Below are 16571 nucleotides of genomic sequence, written 5' to 3'. Positions count from 1 at the left end.
TCACGCTGAATGGAATGCTGAGATGCTCATAGCGTTGGTTCAACTCGGCCATGGTTTCCGCTTCGATCAACTGCAGCAGGTGGTGCTTGCCGGCGGAGCGATGAGCAGGCTTCTGGTGGCCTCGCTGCTGGGCGCGGCTATCGGATTTGATCGCGAGTTCCGCCACAAGCCGTCGGGTCTGCGGACGAATCTGCTGATCTGCTTTGGCTGTGCGCTCTTCACGTTTCTCTCCGTCGTGCTGGCGGGGGAATCCAATCCCGATAAGGGGCGCGTGGCGTCGAATATCGTGCAGGGCATAGGTTTTCTTGGCGCGGGTCTGATCCTGCACAATCGTAATCGCATCAGCGGGATGACGAGCGCAGCGACAGTCTTCGTGGTTGCTTCCATCGGAATGGCGTGTGGCGCTGGCCTTTATCTTCCCGCGATATTGGCGACTGCCGTGGTGTTGATTGCGCTGGAGTCGGTGGGATTGCTGGAGGGGCGCTTCAATCTCAAGGTGTATCCGCTGATTTATGAGGCTCGCGGGAAGGACAATACCCGCATGATGGGAGAGATCCTGGAAGCGATGGATTCCGAGAATCGGAGACTGTTCGACGTGCAGCAGGATAACTTCGACCAGGTGCATCGCATCTCCTTTCCCGTCGTAGCAACCAGTAAACAGCACCTGGGACTGCAACAGTCCTTGCGCGCAAAGAAGTCGATCGACGAGGTGTTGACATTTCGCGATCCGGAGGAAGAGTGATTCCATTTACCAAAGCACATGCATGCGGCAACGATTTTTTGATTGTCGAAAGCCGCGATGTGGAATCAGTTGCACAACGCGAAGTGGCACAACGGCTCTGCTCGCGGAACACGGGCATCGGAGCCGACGGCGTCGAATATTTCGAGTGGACGGGCGAGCGCTCCGGCAGGATCACGCTCTACAACGCCGATGGCTCGATAGCGGAGATTTCCGGCAACGGTACGCGATGCGTGGCGGCGTGGATGGCCCACAGCAAAGGAGCCCACGCGGGAGAATCGCTCAGGATTGAAACGGAAGCGGGGCTGCGGGAGTGTTTCCTGATTGCAGCGAAGACTCCTCATTTCCAGATTGCCTCGCGCATGGGGGTGCCAACGGTTGAGGCTCGTGCGGTAGAGCTTGCAACCGGCGAGCGAATTGAGGGCGCTGTGGTTTCCACGGGCAATCCTCACTTTGTGATCTTCGTAGAGAATTTGGAATTCACGGTGCAGGGAAAGCCCTGGCAGCGCATCGGCGAGGAGATCTGCCATCACGCGGATTTTCCCCGGCAGACCAATGTGGAGTTTGTTCGCATCGTGAGTCCAGATGAGATTGAGATTCGCATCTTTGAACGCGGAGTCGGACCGACGACTTCCTCGGGAACCGGAACCTGTGCCACCTCCGCGGCTAGCATGGTTTTGCGAAACGTCCACCGCAAGTTGAGCGTGCACGCTCCGGGGGGTACGCAGCAGGTGGAGTGGCCGGAGCGCGACGCGGAGATCGTGTTGACCGGACCAGCGGAGCTTATTGCCAGGGGAGAATCCTGGTAGATGGGCGATCAGCCGAATCGAAAGCCACCAGCAGTCACGCCAGGGTGCACGATCGCCCTCGTATCTCCAGCAAGCCATCCGCGTCCGGAGCGCATTGCGCGTGCGATTGCATTTCTGGAGCAGCAGGGATACAAGGTGAAGCGCGGTGAGCATCTGTTGTCGAAGGCGCGTCCCTATTTTGCCGGCACGGCGGAGCAGAGGTTGCAGGATTTGCATGCTGCATTTCAGGATGACGAAGTGGCGGCGATCCTTTGTAGCCGTGGCGGTTACGGATCCAATTATTTGCTGGCGGGGCTTGACCTTGAGCTTATCCGGCGCAATCCCAAGCCGCTTATCGGTTACAGCGACCTGACTGCACTGCAAACCTGGCTGCTCGATCAGGTTGGCTTACCGGGGTTTTATGGGCCGATGCTTTCCGCAGATTTTGCCGCGGACAATGGCGTCGATCTGGAGAGCTTCCGCGCGGTTCTCGCTGGAGAGCGTGCCTGCTACGGGCCCGCGCACGGCTTGCGCGTTCTGCGGAAGGGAACTGCGAAGGGCACGCTCTACGGCGGCTGCCTGAGTATCCTGACGGCTGCGATGGGCACGCACTATGCGCCCCACACCGAAGGCAAGCTGCTGTTTCTGGAAGATGTTGCCGCCAAGCCTTACCAGGTGGATCGCATGCTGCGCCAGATGCTGCTGGGCGGAAAGCTGGATGGAGTGACTGGCGTGATCTTTGGAGAGATGCTGGACTGCGTTTCTCCGGGAGCCGACCCAGGACTGTTGGATGAAGTGATCCTGCAGGTGCTGCGTTCGATTGAGGGGCCGATTGCGATCGGTCTGCGCGCAGGCCATGTTTCGCATGGCAATGTTACTTTGCCGCTGGGCGTGACAGCGGAATTGAATCTGGAAGGAGAGCCGATGCTTCAACTGCTGGAGCCGGCGGTAAATCGAAAACACTGATGTCCTCTGAAACTCACATTGCTAAAAAACACATTCATCTGATTGGAATCTGCGGTACGGCAATGGCTTCACTTGCCGGATTGCTGCAACTGCTGGGACACCGGGTGACGGGCTCGGACAGCGCGGTCTATCCGCCGATGAGTGAATTGCTGGCGGAGCTGGGCATTCCAGTGTCGCAGCCGTACGCGGTTGCGAACCTGGAGCCGCATCCCGATCTTGTAATTGTGGGCAATGCACTCTCGAGGGGCAACGTAGAGGTGGAGTATCTGCTGAATGAGCGAATCCCGTTCGCCTCGCTGGCAGCCAGCATTCACGATCATTTTCTGCGGGGACGCGACTCGTTGGTGGTGGCTGGGACGCATGGCAAAACGACGACGACCAGCATGCTGGCCTGGATCTACGAGGTAGCTTCGCGCAGGCGGCCGGAGCTGGCTCCCTCATTTCTTATTGGAGGCGTGGCGGAGAATTTTCATACCAGTTTCCAACTGCGGTCTACACGACCATTTGTGATCGAAGGCGATGAGTACGATACAGCATTCTTCGACAAGGGGCCGAAGTTCATGCACTACTTTCCGGATGGGCTGATCCTGACGCATGTGGAGTTTGACCATGCCGATATCTACCGTGATCTGGAAGCCGTAAAGACAGCGTTCAAGCGGCTGGTGAACCTGGTTCCCGGGCGGGGACGCATTGTGGCATACGACAACAGCGCGAATGTTACCGAATGTGTGAGCCGTGCGTTGTGCCCTGTCGAGCGATATGGATTTCAAGCCGATTCCCTCTGGCGTCTAACCGACTTCCGCCACGTGGACGGGCGCACTCACTGGAGCCTGTTGCACGCGGGTGAGCCGTGGGCCGAGCTGTCATTGGGCATGGCTGGCGAGCATAATGCGCTGAACGCCACGGCTGCCGCGGCGCTGGCCTATGGACAGGGAATCGATGTGGCTTCGATCGCGGAGGCCCTGGCTACATTCGAAAGCGTGAAGCGCCGCCTGGAAGTGAAGGCAGTCGTGCATGGGGTGACGATTATCGACGACTTTGCCCACCATCCTACTGCCATTCGCGAGACGCTGAAGGCCCTGCGTGCGTCGTATCCAGGGGCGAGGCTTTGGGCCATCCTTGAGCCGCGATCGAATACGCTTCGCCGCAATGTATTCGAACGCGAACTGGTGGAGAGCCTGATGCTCGCGGATGAAGTCGTGCTGGCGCAGATCTTCAAGCAGGAGAGCATCCCGGCGGCAGAGCGTTTGCATCCTGAGATCATCGTGCAGCGGTTACGCGAAGCCGGTCATCCGGCGGAGTTGCATGCCAACGCCGATGAGATTGTCGAAGCGATTGCGCCGCAAGTGCGGGCTGGAGATGTAGTGGCAATTTTGTCGAATGGCGGCTTCGATGGGATCTATGAAAAGCTGCCGCGACGCCTGCGCCAACTGGCCGGGAAGCAGTGACACAAAGGTTGCTGTTAGGCTAGATAGTAGAGCTGCCAGATCAAATGATTCGTGCAATTATCCTGCTTCTTTGGTATTCCATTCTTGCTGTTCCAGTTGCGGCCATTGGCATCCCCTGGCGACTGCTGAGCGGGGACATCATGCCCCTTTATCGCATGTCTCTGTGGTTGGTGCGCACGGGGTTGCATCTGGTAGGGATCGAGACCGATGTGCAAGGCTGCGAGCATGTGCCGGCAAATCAAGCCTGCATCTTCATGTCGAATCACATATCAAACATGGATCCGCCAGTGCTGGTGGGGGCGATTCCGGGCAGGACCTCGATTTTTCTGAAGCGATCCCTGATGAAGATTCCGCTGCTGGGCCTGGGAATGAAGCTTGCTGACTTTATCCCGGTTGACCGCGCGGGACGGCTGGACAGTGCACGGGAGAGCGTGCACACTGCTGCCCGACTGCTGGGGGAGGGCATTCACATCACCACATTTGTGGAGGGCACGCGTTCGCGGGATGGGCGGCTGATGTCCTTCAAAAAAGGGCCATTCTACCTGGCAATGGACAGTGGCGCTCCGGTTATTCCGGTCTCAATATGGGGAACGGAGAAGCTGATGCCCGTCGGGAGCAAGAGCGTTATTCCGGGCACGGCACACGTTCGCTTTCATGAGCCATTGTGGCCAAAGGACTTTGCGAGCCGCGAGGCTTTAATGAGCGCAACGCGAGATGCGGTTGCCTCATCTCTGCCGGAGTGGATGCGGGAGCCGAGCGCGAGCCCCCGCATGGAGACTACTTGATGATGGCGTTGTAGCCGTCGGAGAGAAGCTTCTGGCGCATGGCCACAGCGTCCGCATGGCTGCCGAAGGGGCCAATCTGCACGTGCATCAACTTGTCCTGCGGTTCACTGCGAACAGAGACAACATATCCATGTTTTCTGAGCGCTGCTACGAGCGCGTCGGCATCTTCCGCGTGGGATACAGCGGCAATCTGTACCATGCTCTGGGTTTGGCCCTGGGTTTGTGCGACTGGCCTGGCAATAGCTCTGGGGGACTGTACCGCCGTGGACGCTGGCCGCGATGCTGGTGGCGTCACAGGTGCGGCAGCGGCGATCAAGCGCGGTGCTGGCCGTGGTTTCGGCGCGGCAGCCGGTTCGACACTGGCGGAGTTGGCATCCTCGGCTGGTGCGGCCGGGGTTGGGGCTGCGGTTTCATCGGGAGGTGTGGTGGCCGCCTGGGTCTGCGGTGGGAGCACCTCGAGCGCGGAGGGCTTGGGCCGGGTAACGGTGGTTGCGGCAGTCTCCGTGGTCGCGGCGGTCTGGGCTGCTGCTGCCTTCGCTTCCGCTGCGCGCCTGCCCATGGAGTATCCGAAGCCGAAAAACACTCCGCAAACGACAACTAGTCCAAAGAAGATGCCCAGTATGGTTCCGGTGCTGAGTGTGAACTCGGAATCCTGGCGGTCTTCGCGTTCTTCTGTTTCGAAAATGGTGTTCATCCTTGTTTCTCCGGGTGATCCGGACTGTGCGTGCTGCCGGCAAACCTGTTGAGTAGAGACATAATCTCGATGGGAAGCGGGAAGACGATGGTCGTATTCTTCTCGACTCCGATCTCAGTCAGCGTTTGCAGATAACGAAGTTGCAGGGTGACGGGCTGCGTGGCCAGCAGTGCGGCGGCGTCCACCAGCCGCTGCGCGGCGGAGTACTCACCCTCGGCATGGATCACCTTGGCGCGCTTTTCGCGCTCTGCCTCGGCTTGCTTGGCCATGGCGCGCAGCATGGATTCCGGCAGGTCAACTTGTTTTACTTCGACACTGACAACCTTGACGCCCCAGGGCTCGGTGCGCTGGTCGATGATCGTCTGAATGCGCATGTTGAGGCTGTCGCGATGCGAGAGAAGCTCGTCGAGCTCCACTTCACCCAGCACGGACCGCAAGGTTGTCTGGGCAAACTGGGAGGTCTGGTAGACGTAGTTACTGACTTCGATAACGGCCCGCGAGGGGTTGAGCACGCGTAACGTGATGACCGCATTCACCTTGATGGTTACATTGTCGCGGGTGATCACGTCCTGGGGCGGCACTTCGAGCACTTCCTGCCGGAGCGAGATGCGGACCATCGAGTCGAAGGGGCGGAAGACAAGGATGATGCCGGGGCCTTTGGGTTCGGGCAATACTCTGCCCAGCCGAAAGATCACGCCTCTCTCATATTCCCTGAGGATTTTGATGGAGTTGAGGAGATAGAGGATGATGACAGCGACAACGATCAGGCCGGGTATTCCTAGAGTATCCATTTCCATGAGCCTCGCTCAGCACGGATTGTACCGCAGCGTATCAGCCGTGATGGGAGGAAACGACCGCGGATTGGCTGGAGGGAACCCGCTCCACTAATAACGTAAGGTCACGTACCCCTCGGACGCGGACCTGCTCGCCCTTCTGGATGGGGTCGGGACTCTCGGACTGCCATAACTCGCCATGGACAAGGACTTGCCCGCTGGGCTCGAGCGGCTGCATCGCCACTCCAACCTCGCCAAGCAGGGCGTCGACTCCGGTACGTGACTTGGACCTTCGTGCGCGGATTGCCAGCCGGACGAGGAAGACGGTTATCAGTCCGAAGGCGAATCCGGCGGCGATGGCTGTCGCTGGATGGACGCGCAATTCGGGGATCGGACCGGCTACCAGCGTGAGGGCACCGAAGATCAGGCACAGGATGGCCACGCCCGCAAGCACTCCGTGGCTGGCGAACTTGACCTCCAGCAGCATGAGGGTGAAGGCCGCGACAATGAGGAGCACCGCCATATAGCGAACCGGCAGCAGATTGAGCGCGAAGAGCGCCAGCAGCACCAGCAAGGTGCCGATTGCTCCGGGAACGATCGTCCCCGGGGTATTGAATTCCAGATAAATGAGCAGCGCCCCGACCACCAGGATGAGCAGCGCGAGGTTCGGGTCCATGAGGCGATCGAGAATATTCTCCCGCAGTGTAGGCTCGATCGGGAGAATCGATGCTCCGTGGGTATGGAGGGTAACCGTCTGCCCGTTGAAGCGGGTAATGGTGCGGCCATCCACGGCTCGCAGCAGTTCCTCGGTGGTGGGTGCGACGACGTCGATAAGGTTGAGCTGGCGCGCCTCTTCCGCAGTATAGGATTTGGACTCCATTACCGCCGCGTTGGCCGCCTCGGCATTGCGCTTGCGCTGGCCCACATAGGAGCGAAGAAAGGCGGTAACGTCGTTCTCAACCTTCTGCTTCATGATGGGGTCGACCTTCCCGATCTCTACAACGGGGTGCGCGGCCCCGGTATTGGTGCCGGGAGCCATGGCAGCAATGTCTGCCGCCTCCAGCAGGAAGAAACCGGCTGATGCCGCGCGGCTGCCGGATGGCCCAACAAAGACGAGGACCGGCACCGGCGAGTCGAGAATCCCTCGAACCATATCGCGGGTGGAATCCAGCAGGCCGCCTGGCGTATCGAGCTCCACCACAACGGCCTCGGCGCGGGTGTCAGCGGCGCTCTTCAGGCCTCGCTGAAGGTATTCATCGCTCATCGGCTGGACGGTATCGTGAATTCGCAGCAGGACGATGTGCCGACCGGAATCGGCGGGGGACGCGGCACGGAGAACGGCAGGAAAACAGAATGTCAGGAACAGCGCCGTCATTAGCAGCCGGAACAGGACAATTCTGCTTCCATGTCTCATGGCAGTTTCTGGCCTCTCGAATCTATTGCCTGCAGCAGGGCGCGAGCCTCTGGATTGGCAGGTTCTACGCGAAGAGCTTCTTTGACGTCGGTGGTGGCCTGAGGGAGCTGATTTGCGGCCAGATCCAGCCGTCCCAGCACGAGATAGGCGGTGACATTGGGTTGGAGGGAGAGGGATTTCTGGGCTTCCTCGCGCGCAGCCGCCGGATCTCCGCTATGCTCGCGCACCTGTGCGAGGCCGGCATGGGCGGACGCGCTGGAGGGATCGGCCTTGACCGCATCCAGGAACTGGCGCTCAGCCTCGAGAACGAATCCGCGATTCAGGAACAGGGTGCCCTGCCGGGTGAGAGCCTTGGCGCGATCGGCAGCGGGCAGGGTGGCGAGTTGCATGGCCTGCACCTGCTCGAGCTCAAACGCAGCCTGATGGAACGATGCTTCGTTGTATCCGCGCTTGATCCGCTCCAGCGGTTCCGAGGGCGGGTCGCTCTCCGGGGCTCCGGGGTAGGCTTTCGTCGGAACCACCCGGGCAGGCTCCGATTTAAGGAGAGCCGCCACGGACTGAATCTCGGAGTCGGACGGCCGCAGTTTCCCGGCTATCTCGATCTCGTGCTGCGCGCCAGCGAGATTGTTGCGGCGTCGCATGCTTACCGCGAGGTTGAAGTGGTAGTCAGGGTCTTTGGGATCGATTGCGATCGCCTGTTCAAACAGCGGGCCGCCATCGCGGCCATGCCTGCTGGCCGCCACCCCTTCATCGTTCACCACCTCGGGCAGGGGAAGCATGGCGGCAACGAAGGCGAAGGCATCCTCCGCCTTGGCGTAGTTACCGGTATAGAAGAGCGCGAGACCGCGATAGAACTGCGCTTCCAGCGCATGCGAGTCATTCTTCGGCAGCTTGCCAAGCGTGGTGTACGCCAGCTCGAAATCCTGGTGGGCGAAGTAGGCTCTGCCCAGGGTCAGCCATGCGGCATAAAAGCGCGGGTTCAGCCGGACCGCCTCTTTCAGGTGCCGAATCCGCTCAGCGTACTGCGCTTCGACTAGTCCTCGGATGTAATTCTCGAAGGCATCCAGCCGGATATCCGAATTTGCTGCGACAAAGCTCTGTTCCGCTACGGAGTAGCTGGGATCGAGTTGCCGGGCGGTGCGCCACGCGAGGCTATTCAAGAGGTCGATCAAATGCGGGAGTTCGGCCTGTTGCTCGATGGGCTGTCCGAGCTTTAACCCCGCAACATCAAGAATTTGCGCGGTCGCTTTGAGCGTGCTGCCGTCGAGGGTATAGGTGCCGTAGATGACGTAGTCTGCATCGAGGGTCTGCGCCATGCGGAGCATGCTTGCCCGCGAAGGCCGAAAGTTCTCCGGCAATCCCAGGTGATCGAGCGCATAGAGCCGATCGGTGCGGGTGATGGGAAGGAAACCCGCCGAGGTAAGCCGTTGATTCAGCACCTCCGGCATCGATTCGCCGATCCAGTCCAGATTGGACTGCGAGGAGCGGTTGTCGAACGGCATCACCAGGAGCAGCCGTCCATTGCGGGGCATCGCGGCTGCTGCGGAGTTCGCTGCATTTTGCGCGGCAGCAGACAGGCACAACGCCGCGAACAGCAGCGTCGACAGGATGGAGCGAATTGGTTGAAGAGGCCTCACGTCAAGGTGATTATAGTGCCCCGGCGGGCCTGCGCCGGGATTACTGCTGAGAGGGTCCGGTCCGGTCAAACTGAAGAACCGCAGCCCATTGCCCGTCGCGCTCTCCGCGCCAGATTACTCTTCCGCCCAACAGCCGGGCGATCTCATCTGGCGAAAGATCGTGATGGAAGCCAAAGTAACGCTCGTCCAGAGCCTCATTCCTTGCTCCTAGATTCAGAGGAAGGTGGGGAGGATCGTATTTGGTAGAGAAGACAAAAGCTGCGGAATAGGAACCGGGCTGGGCTGCGGCCTTGGCAAGCTCTGCGGCGGAGAAGTTGTCGATTGTGAAGGTGCGTATCGGCTTGCGAACGTATCCAATCTCCGGCTTGCTGAGTTCGTCGCTTGCCGGCCACGCGGTCAGAACCGTGGCATCGTGGGCATGGAGGGCGATCTGACGAACCGCCTGCTGGTGCAGCAGGATGACATCGCGGTACGCCAGGTTATCTTCCGGCGCGAAACGATAGGGCGGATTGATGAAGAGCGCCAGAAGGAAGGCCAGCGCACTCAGGGCGCAAAGGGCCTGCCAGTAGCGGACACGGCGGCGAAAGGTGGAAACTGCCAGCAGCAGCACCAGGGGGTACATGGGCAGCAGGTAGCGCGTGAGTAGCGCTCCGCCCAGCAGGGAAAAGCCCACCGCATTGGCCAGCAGCACAACGTAGATTCGCGCCTGAGATGGCAGCGGAATGCGCGGACGCAGTTCTCCGTCGTCTTCGCGCAGCGGATCGAGCAGCATTGCTGCAAGCATGCACAGCACCGGAACAAAGAGGTTCATGTGCGCGGTGAGCTGCATGGTGCGATGCCCGAACGCAACCAGAACCCGCAGCGGCGTAAGGGTAGAGGTAGCGTTGTAGCGGAGGTACTCCGGATTGCCAAAGATATATCCGGTGCGCGCGCGGTGGTAGGCATACCAAATGGCGAGGGGCAGCAGAGGAAACAGCAGGATTGCGGCGTTTGCCAGCCTCTTCAGCCGCAGATTCGCCTCTCCCCGCAGGGCCTGGACGGCTTGGTAGAGGACCAGGGCGAGAGGCGTAATGATGGCGGTCTCTTTTGCCAGAGCGGCCAGCGCGAAAAAACCTGTCCCCGCCCAGAGTTGCCTTCTTGTGGGCAGGGGCAGAAGGACGAAGTTGAGCGCCCAGAGGGTAGCGGCAGCCGCAAACAGGTCGGCGTGCGCCATGGTGCTTTGCGCAAACCATACCGGGTAGAGCCCGGTCAGCAAGGTGGTCCAGATGGCCACTCCGGGGCGGTGGTTCAGCCTGAGCGCCAGTCCATAAACCGCCAGCAGAGCCAGGGCCGCCACCATACACATGGCCGTGCGGGTGACCGCAGGAATAAAGCCGGAGGTCTTCCACCAGAGAGCGAGGTAGAGAGAGGGAAGAGGGGGATGCGCATTCGACAGCGTGGTAGAGGGAATCAGGGATCCCGTCCGCAGGAAGTCGTAGGCTGCGGGAATGTAATAGCCCGCCTCATCCCAATAGTAGGGGAGCCGCAGAAGCGCCGCGTGTGAGAGATAGACCGCAATAAAGATCACGGGGAAGACGATCCATAGAGGCAGCGGACGATCCAATGGCGGCTCGAGTTTCAGAGGTATGCGCGTCACGGCTCAGTCTAAATGACTTCTTAGTGTACTGGTCCGTGGGGTTGCTTCAATGGCTCCAACGCGATATTGCCAAAAGTCATCTCGTATTGTTCGAGGTTTTGGCCCAGCATGTTCCACAGAGCTTTGGCCTGCTGCGGACTGAGGTAGACGCCCTGCTGGTTATGGATGGTTACTTCTTCTGGTGTTTGCTGCTGGGCCGTGCCAAAGGTCAGGAGGAAATCCCAGACGCTGACACGAACCTGGACGCTATTGGCGTAGGTTTCGCGATAATCGGGGGTTTGGGTCAGGACAACGCGGGGCTGCTGTGTGGGTTGGTTCATGGTTCTAGAGTAACGCGGAAGGACTGCGAGTGGCTCGCGCTCCTTCCGCGTTACTCCTGAATGTTTCTTCTGGCGCCTCTTCTAATTTGGAGGCTACTCAGGCGGCAGCGGGAACCTTGATCTGGATCAGCACCATCTTGAGCGGAGACTGCGCTGAAATGCCGTGAGCGAGCATCGGAGGCATGTAGATAAAGGAGCCGGCCCTGGCCTGGACCTTGTCCTCGCCCAGCAGTACCTCGGCTTCTCCCTCAAGAAAGTAGAGAACCGCGGGCGTCGGTGCTGAGTGGGCGGATAGCTCCTGCCCCGCCGAAAAGGAAAATGCGGTGATATTTACCTTGTCGTCCTTGTGGAGGATGCGGCTCAAAATTCCTTGCTCGGGAAGTTCAAACTCTTTCATGAGATCGGCGATGAATGTGTAGTTCATAGTTTTGTCCTCTGGATTCTGGATGGACATCTGCCACGCATTAGTTTGTTCCGGGACATGCGCTGCAGCCTCGATACAAATCGTCCACGCTTCTGACATTAGAAGATTGTCAGAAGCGATGCAGGGACTTAAGTCACTTGGAGGAACGATGTTCAGCGCACGTGGATGGAGGCTGGGATTGGGCGCATGGATGGTGCGGATATAGCGGATGGAATCGGCCTGGATCCCACTTCGTTCGTAACCGCCTTATAGCAGAACTGCAGGCCCAGGATCAGCAGCCATGCGGAGAGCGCAAGACGGAGCTGCCGGTTGGGCAGGCGGGGTGCGAGAAGGGAGCCGGACAAGGCTCCGACCATGCCGCCGCAAACCAGTTTGATGAGCAGGGCCGTGCCATAGCTGCTATGCAGAATGTGCATGCTGCTTCCGATGAGCGAGACGCAGAAGCCGAAGGCAAGATCAGTACCTACAACCTGGGCTGTAGTGAGGGAAGTAAGTCCCAGTAGCGCTATGGTGCCTAATGCTCCAGCGCCGGAAGAAGAGAAGCCTACCTCAAAACCCACGGGCAGCATGAGGGCAGCAAGGGATCGCGGACGATCCTTCTGTTTTGTTTCGCGGTCCACCGGACGAAAGTGCCGGTAAAGGTGCCAGCCGGAGGAGGCGGTGATGATCAGACCCAGCACGACATAGAGCACATTCTGCTGGCCCTTCAGATCGAAATAGCGGAAGAGGATGGACCCGAGGATCACGCCCGGAAGACCACCAAGCAGCATGAAACCAACGATGCGATAGTTCACCTGCCGCCGCCACATCTGGATCGGGACGAGAAGGAACTTCACAATGGCTGAATAGGCCAGGGCAGTGCCGACTCCGACAGCCACCGGAACATGGAGAAAGAAGATCAGCAGTGGTGCGGTAATAGATCCGGCGCCTACTCCAGTTACCGCGATAACAAAAGCAATCAGAAACCCGATTGCGTATTCCATGTAAGCCCTCTTGCCGTTATGCCGGCTGAATGTGAATCCCGCACTCTACTTTGCGTCCCGACCAGCGGCCGGAGCGAGGATCGTTCGGATCAAGTGGCAGGCTGGTACATGGCTCGCATCCAATGCTCGAATAGCCTTTGTCATAGAGCGGCAACAAGGGAATGTTGTGTTCCGCGGCGTAGTGCCACACGTCTCGCGTGGACCAGTCGGCAAGCGGGCTGATCTTGCGCAGCTGTTTGCCTCCGGGCAGCGTGAACAGGTCAACCGTCTGCAGATCGGCGCGAGTTTTCGCCTGCTCCCGCCTGAGCCCGGTAAACCACGCGTCGAAGCGCTGCAACCCGGCGAAGAGCGGCTCCACTTTACGCAGGCTGCAGCACTTGTCGGGGGCAGTCTGATGCAGAATGCCGAACTGCGATTCCTGTTCCTGGACGGTCAAACGAGGTAACAGATTTTCAAGATTCAGATTCCACTCCGCTGCAATGCGGTCGCGATACTCGTAGGTCTCTTTGAAGTGGTAACCAGTGTCCAGGAAGAGTACGGGAACACGAGGAGCGAGTTGCGTGACGAGGTGAAGCACAACTACATCCTCGGCCTGAAAACTGCTGGTCACGCATAGTTTCCCTTGCGCTTCTTCGACCTGCTGTTTCACAAGCAGCTTCGCTGCGGCGACCTTCTCTGCGAGGCTCGCGGTACCCACTTGAGTTGCTTCCGTCATTTTGTTTTGCCTCCGTTGGGCAATGCGATGATTTGTTTTTCGCCTAGTGCATCCAGCACAGCTTCGACGAGATCCGTGTCGCTCTCCGAGCGTGCAGCCAGGGGATCTGCAATCAATTCAGATTGACCTCCGTGCAGCGACGCGATGGAGAGCTCCGCTGAGTCGGATTCGACGAGAGTGACGACACCGGCGAGCAGGAGCGCCCGCCATGTGTCTGGGTTCTGCACGCGCGTGCGAACGACCGCCACTCCAGATGCGAGCAGCCTGTCTTCGAGAGTTGCAGCCAGCGTGTGCCGGTTGCCGAGAGCGATGAGGGCTGACGCCTGTAGTTCTTCGGTAGTGAAAGTTCCGTCGCGGTCATCCATCACCTGACGAATCATGCCGGCGCCTACAGTCGCGCTGCTCGCGGGATCGATGAGGATGAAGCTTCCCGTGCTCCGATTCTGATTGTAGGCATCGACGATCAAGGCTCGATTAGCCTCTACCGTGACGACGCCGATCGCGTTCATCTGCAGCGTTTCCGCGGGCTGCTCGGCGAGCGTCTCGATGTCAATCCTGTGATGGATGGAACTGACGCGCGCCTTCACGGTTTGCGTCGTGTGCTTGAGAAGGTATGTCTTGCCGACATTTAGTTGTTGCGGATGCAGCCACACGAGTGAAGCTTCAAAGTTCTTCGCAACCTGCGGTGGTGCCTGGTCACTGGCAATCAAGTCTCCGCGGCTGATGTCGAGTTCATCTTCCAGCGTGACCACGATTGAGAGTGGTGCGTGCGCTTCGCTTAGCTCGCCGTCGAAGGTGCTGATCGATTGCACCCGGCTCTTGCGACCCGAGGGTAGTGCAACGATGGTGTCTCCAGGATGGATGGCGCCCGCGGATATCTGACCGGCAAAGCCGCGAAAATGCTGGTGCGGACGGATGACGCGCTGCACCGGCATACGGAATCCGAGATGCGAATGACGCTCGGCGACTGGCACCGTCTCAAGATATTCCAACAGGCTTGGCCCCGAGTACCACGGCGTATTCTCGCCGCGCGTTACGACGTTGTCGCCCTGCAATGCGCTGACGGGTATGCACTCCAGCTCGACGTTCCCCAGGCTGGCAGCGAGTGCCTGAAGATCTCGCTGGTGCTGCTCAAAGACATCCTGCGAATAATCGACGAGATCCATCTTATTGATGGCGGCTACCAGCTTGGGAATGCCGAGCAGGGATGCAATGTAAGCATGGCGCCGCGACTGGGTAAGGATTCCTTTGCGTGCGTCCAGCAGAATAATGGCTAGATCCGCGGTCGAGGCCCCGGTCGCCATGTTACGCGTGTACTGCTCATGCCCGGGAGTATCGGCGATGATGAACTTGCGCTTGCTGGTGGAGAAATAGCGATAGGCTACATCGATGGTGATACCTTGTTCCCGCTCGGCGCGCAGCCCATCTGTCAATTGCGCAAAGTCGATGGTGGGAGCAGTTTGTGCACCATTGGTATGAGTTACCGCTCGCACATGATCTTCATACACATTCTGCGAGTCATAGAGAAGGCGGCCAATCAACGTCGATTTGCCATCATCTACGCTGCCTGCGGTGCTGAAGCGCAGCAGATCCTTGGACTGCTCCTGAGCGAGAAACTCTTCGATGGACAGAGAGGTATCCGCGACCGTATCCAGCAAGATATCTGGGGCATCTGTAATATGCGGCATTTAGAAGTAGCCCTCCCTCTTCTTGATCTCCATCGATCCATCCTGATCGTGATCGATGACGCGATTGGCTCGCTCCGAGGAGCGAAAGGAAATTAACTCAGCGATGATCTTCGGCAAGGTGTCTGCATCGGACCGAATCGCACCTGTGCAGGGGCTGCATCCGAGCGAACGTAAACGGCAGCGGATCCACTGCTCTTCTCCCGGCAGACCCTTGACGAAGGGCTGCTCCACGGGGATGAGGCTGTCGCCGCGCACGAGCATGCGCCGCTCCTTTGCAAAGTACAGCGGCACGATAGGGATCTTCTCCAGGTGGATGTAGTGCCAGATGTCCAGCTCGGTCCAATTCGATAGCGGAAACACGCGGATGCTCTCTCCCGGTCCGATGCGGCCGTTGTAGAGATTCCACAATTCCGGACGCTGGTTTTTGGGGTCCCACTGTCCTGCCGCATCGCGGAAGGAGAAGATTCTTTCCTTTGCGCGGGACTTCTCTTCATCGCGCCGCGCGCCACCGAACGCCGCGTCGAAGCCATGCTCGCGGAGCGCATCCAGCAGCGCCGTGGTCTTCAGCAGTGCGCAGCAACGTTGCGTTCCCAGCCGGACTGGATTCGTCCCGTCACGCAATGCTTCTTCATTGCGATGCACGATGAGATTGAGGCCAAGCTCGCGCGTGTAAGAGTCGCGAAATTCCAGCATCTCGCGGAATTTGTAACCCGTGTCCACATGCAGCAGTGGGAAGGGAATTGGGCCGGGATGGAAGGCCTTCTGCGCCAGGCGCAACATCACCGAGGAGTCCTTGCCAATGGAGTAGAGCATGACGGGCTTCTGAAACTCGGCAGCCACCTCGCGAAAGATGTGGATGCTCTCTGCCTCCAGCAGTTGGAGGTGACTGAGCCTTGCCTGAACTGCTTGTGTGTCTACTACGCTTGTAGCCATTGTTTTCTCTACTCGCCGCCTGGTTCGCGGAGTGGATATCCTGCAAATTTTGAGGTGAAAAGGAAAAAGCCCACGCGCCGAAGGAGGTCAGGCGGTGGGCTCTTTTATAGGAGCTTGATCTAGATAAGTCTTTATCTATCCATGCTCGCATCCACGCCGACAAACCCCCATGCTGTTACACGTACAACAGCTGCGGTTCATGCGACATGCGCGGATGGGAAGGGTGGATATCATTGCTCTTTTAGATTGCTTGATATTGCCGGATATGTCAACCGAAGGAGCCACCTGGCAGCACAGAATCAGACGATCAGAACGAAGAATGGCCCCAATCAATCTTGACGTTTTCCGCAACTCTCCCTATGCTCAACGAAAGCTATGCGCCTTTCCGCCCCATTCACGTGTTGTATGTGTAGGACTCCACGTAGTTGCATGTGGCGGCATGCGTCCATGAATCGGACCATGAATCTCTGATCTCCATCTTCAAGGAATCGGAATTCCCCGCCGCCAGAACTTCAATGTTCGGCGGTTTTTCATTTTCAGGCTCAGGAAGATCTCTTGGTAGAACTTGATTTCATCTTCGAATGGCGCGCGCCCTTGCTGCGCATGAGCTTTACTCCGAAGCTCTCGC

Annotated in this window: 16 protein-coding genes; 5 read left to right on the top strand and 11 right to left on the bottom strand. The window is 58.9% G+C overall.

Features of this window, described 5'->3' with window-relative positions; all coding sequences use genetic code 11:
- Nucleotides 1-22 precede the first annotated feature (22 nt).
- Genes VM554_12710 through VM554_12690 form a run of 5 tightly spaced genes read left to right on the top strand, consistent with a single transcriptional unit; the run spans nucleotide 23 to nucleotide 4726 of the window.
- The gene (locus VM554_12710) at nucleotides 23-742 is read left to right on the top strand and encodes an MgtC/SapB family protein (GenBank protein ID HVJ09235.1); all 720 of its coding nucleotides are present in this window, start codon (nucleotides 23-25) and stop codon (nucleotides 740-742) included.
- A complete protein-coding gene (gene dapF, locus VM554_12705; GenBank protein HVJ09234.1) occupies nucleotides 739-1548 on the top strand; it encodes a diaminopimelate epimerase in 810 nt (269 codons plus the stop codon). The genes VM554_12710 and dapF overlap by 4 nt, the downstream gene beginning before the upstream one ends.
- Nucleotides 1549-2493, top strand: a complete 945-nt coding sequence (locus tag VM554_12700; GenBank protein HVJ09233.1) for an LD-carboxypeptidase — start codon at nucleotides 1549-1551, stop codon at nucleotides 2491-2493.
- Nucleotides 2493-3941, top strand: coding sequence for a UDP-N-acetylmuramate:L-alanyl-gamma-D-glutamyl-meso-diaminopimelate ligase (gene mpl, locus VM554_12695; protein HVJ09232.1), 1449 nt, complete (start codon nucleotides 2493-2495; stop codon nucleotides 3939-3941). The genes VM554_12700 and mpl overlap by 1 nt, the downstream gene beginning before the upstream one ends.
- Before the next feature lie 44 nt (nucleotides 3942-3985).
- Complete coding sequence (locus VM554_12690; protein ID HVJ09231.1) at nucleotides 3986-4726, top strand: lysophospholipid acyltransferase family protein; 741 nt, start codon at nucleotides 3986-3988, stop codon at nucleotides 4724-4726.
- Here the strand turns inward: VM554_12690 and VM554_12685 are convergent.
- From VM554_12685 to cysD, 11 genes are all read right to left on the bottom strand, one after another.
- On the bottom strand, nucleotides 4719-5420 hold the full coding sequence (locus VM554_12685; GenBank protein HVJ09230.1) for an SPOR domain-containing protein: 702 nt from the start codon (nucleotides 5418-5420) through the stop codon (nucleotides 4719-4721). The genes VM554_12690 and VM554_12685 overlap by 8 nt on opposite strands.
- Nucleotides 5417-6211, bottom strand: coding sequence for a slipin family protein (locus tag VM554_12680; GenBank protein ID HVJ09229.1), 795 nt, complete (start codon nucleotides 6209-6211; stop codon nucleotides 5417-5419). Before VM554_12680 ends, VM554_12685 begins: the two co-directional genes overlap by 4 nt.
- 40 nt (nucleotides 6212-6251) lie before the next feature.
- A complete protein-coding gene (locus VM554_12675; protein ID HVJ09228.1) occupies nucleotides 6252-7607 on the bottom strand; it encodes a nodulation protein NfeD in 1356 nt (451 codons plus the stop codon).
- A complete protein-coding gene (locus tag VM554_12670; protein HVJ09227.1) occupies nucleotides 7604-9244 on the bottom strand; it encodes a tetratricopeptide repeat protein in 1641 nt (546 codons plus the stop codon). Before VM554_12670 ends, VM554_12675 begins: the two co-directional genes overlap by 4 nt.
- Nucleotides 9245-9284: 40 nt before the next feature.
- The gene (locus VM554_12665) at nucleotides 9285-10847 is read right to left on the bottom strand and encodes a hypothetical protein (protein ID HVJ09226.1); all 1563 of its coding nucleotides are present in this window, start codon (nucleotides 10845-10847) and stop codon (nucleotides 9285-9287) included.
- A gap of 53 nt (nucleotides 10848-10900) precedes the next feature.
- Entirely contained in the window at nucleotides 10901-11200 is a 300-nt protein-coding gene (locus VM554_12660; GenBank protein HVJ09225.1) for a DUF3467 domain-containing protein, read from the bottom strand.
- 97 nt (nucleotides 11201-11297) lie between these two features.
- Nucleotides 11298-11624, bottom strand: a complete 327-nt coding sequence (locus VM554_12655; GenBank protein ID HVJ09224.1) for a cupin domain-containing protein — start codon at nucleotides 11622-11624, stop codon at nucleotides 11298-11300.
- Nucleotides 11625-11776: 152 nt separating this feature from the next.
- Nucleotides 11777-12607 carry a sulfite exporter TauE/SafE family protein gene (locus VM554_12650; protein HVJ09223.1) on the bottom strand — a complete coding sequence of 277 codons (831 nt, stop codon included), beginning with the start codon at nucleotides 12605-12607 and terminating at the stop codon, nucleotides 11777-11779.
- A 16-nt stretch (nucleotides 12608-12623) separates the two neighbouring features.
- A complete protein-coding gene (locus tag VM554_12645) occupies nucleotides 12624-13322 on the bottom strand; it encodes a phosphoadenylyl-sulfate reductase (protein ID HVJ09222.1) in 699 nt (232 codons plus the stop codon).
- On the bottom strand, nucleotides 13319-15010 hold the full coding sequence (gene cysN / locus VM554_12640) for a sulfate adenylyltransferase subunit CysN (protein HVJ09221.1): 1692 nt from the start codon (nucleotides 15008-15010) through the stop codon (nucleotides 13319-13321). Before cysN ends, VM554_12645 begins: the two co-directional genes overlap by 4 nt.
- Complete coding sequence (gene cysD, locus VM554_12635) at nucleotides 15011-15943, bottom strand: sulfate adenylyltransferase subunit CysD (GenBank protein ID HVJ09220.1); 933 nt, start codon at nucleotides 15941-15943, stop codon at nucleotides 15011-15013.
- Nucleotides 15944-16571 lie beyond the last annotated feature (628 nt).

The organism is Acidisarcina sp. (assembly GCA_035539175.1).
In the GTDB taxonomy this organism is placed as follows: Bacteria; Acidobacteriota; Terriglobia; order Terriglobales; family Acidobacteriaceae; genus JANXZS01.
Note: the sequence above shows the minus strand (reverse complement) of the source record. Positions and strands in the feature narration are given on the sequence as shown.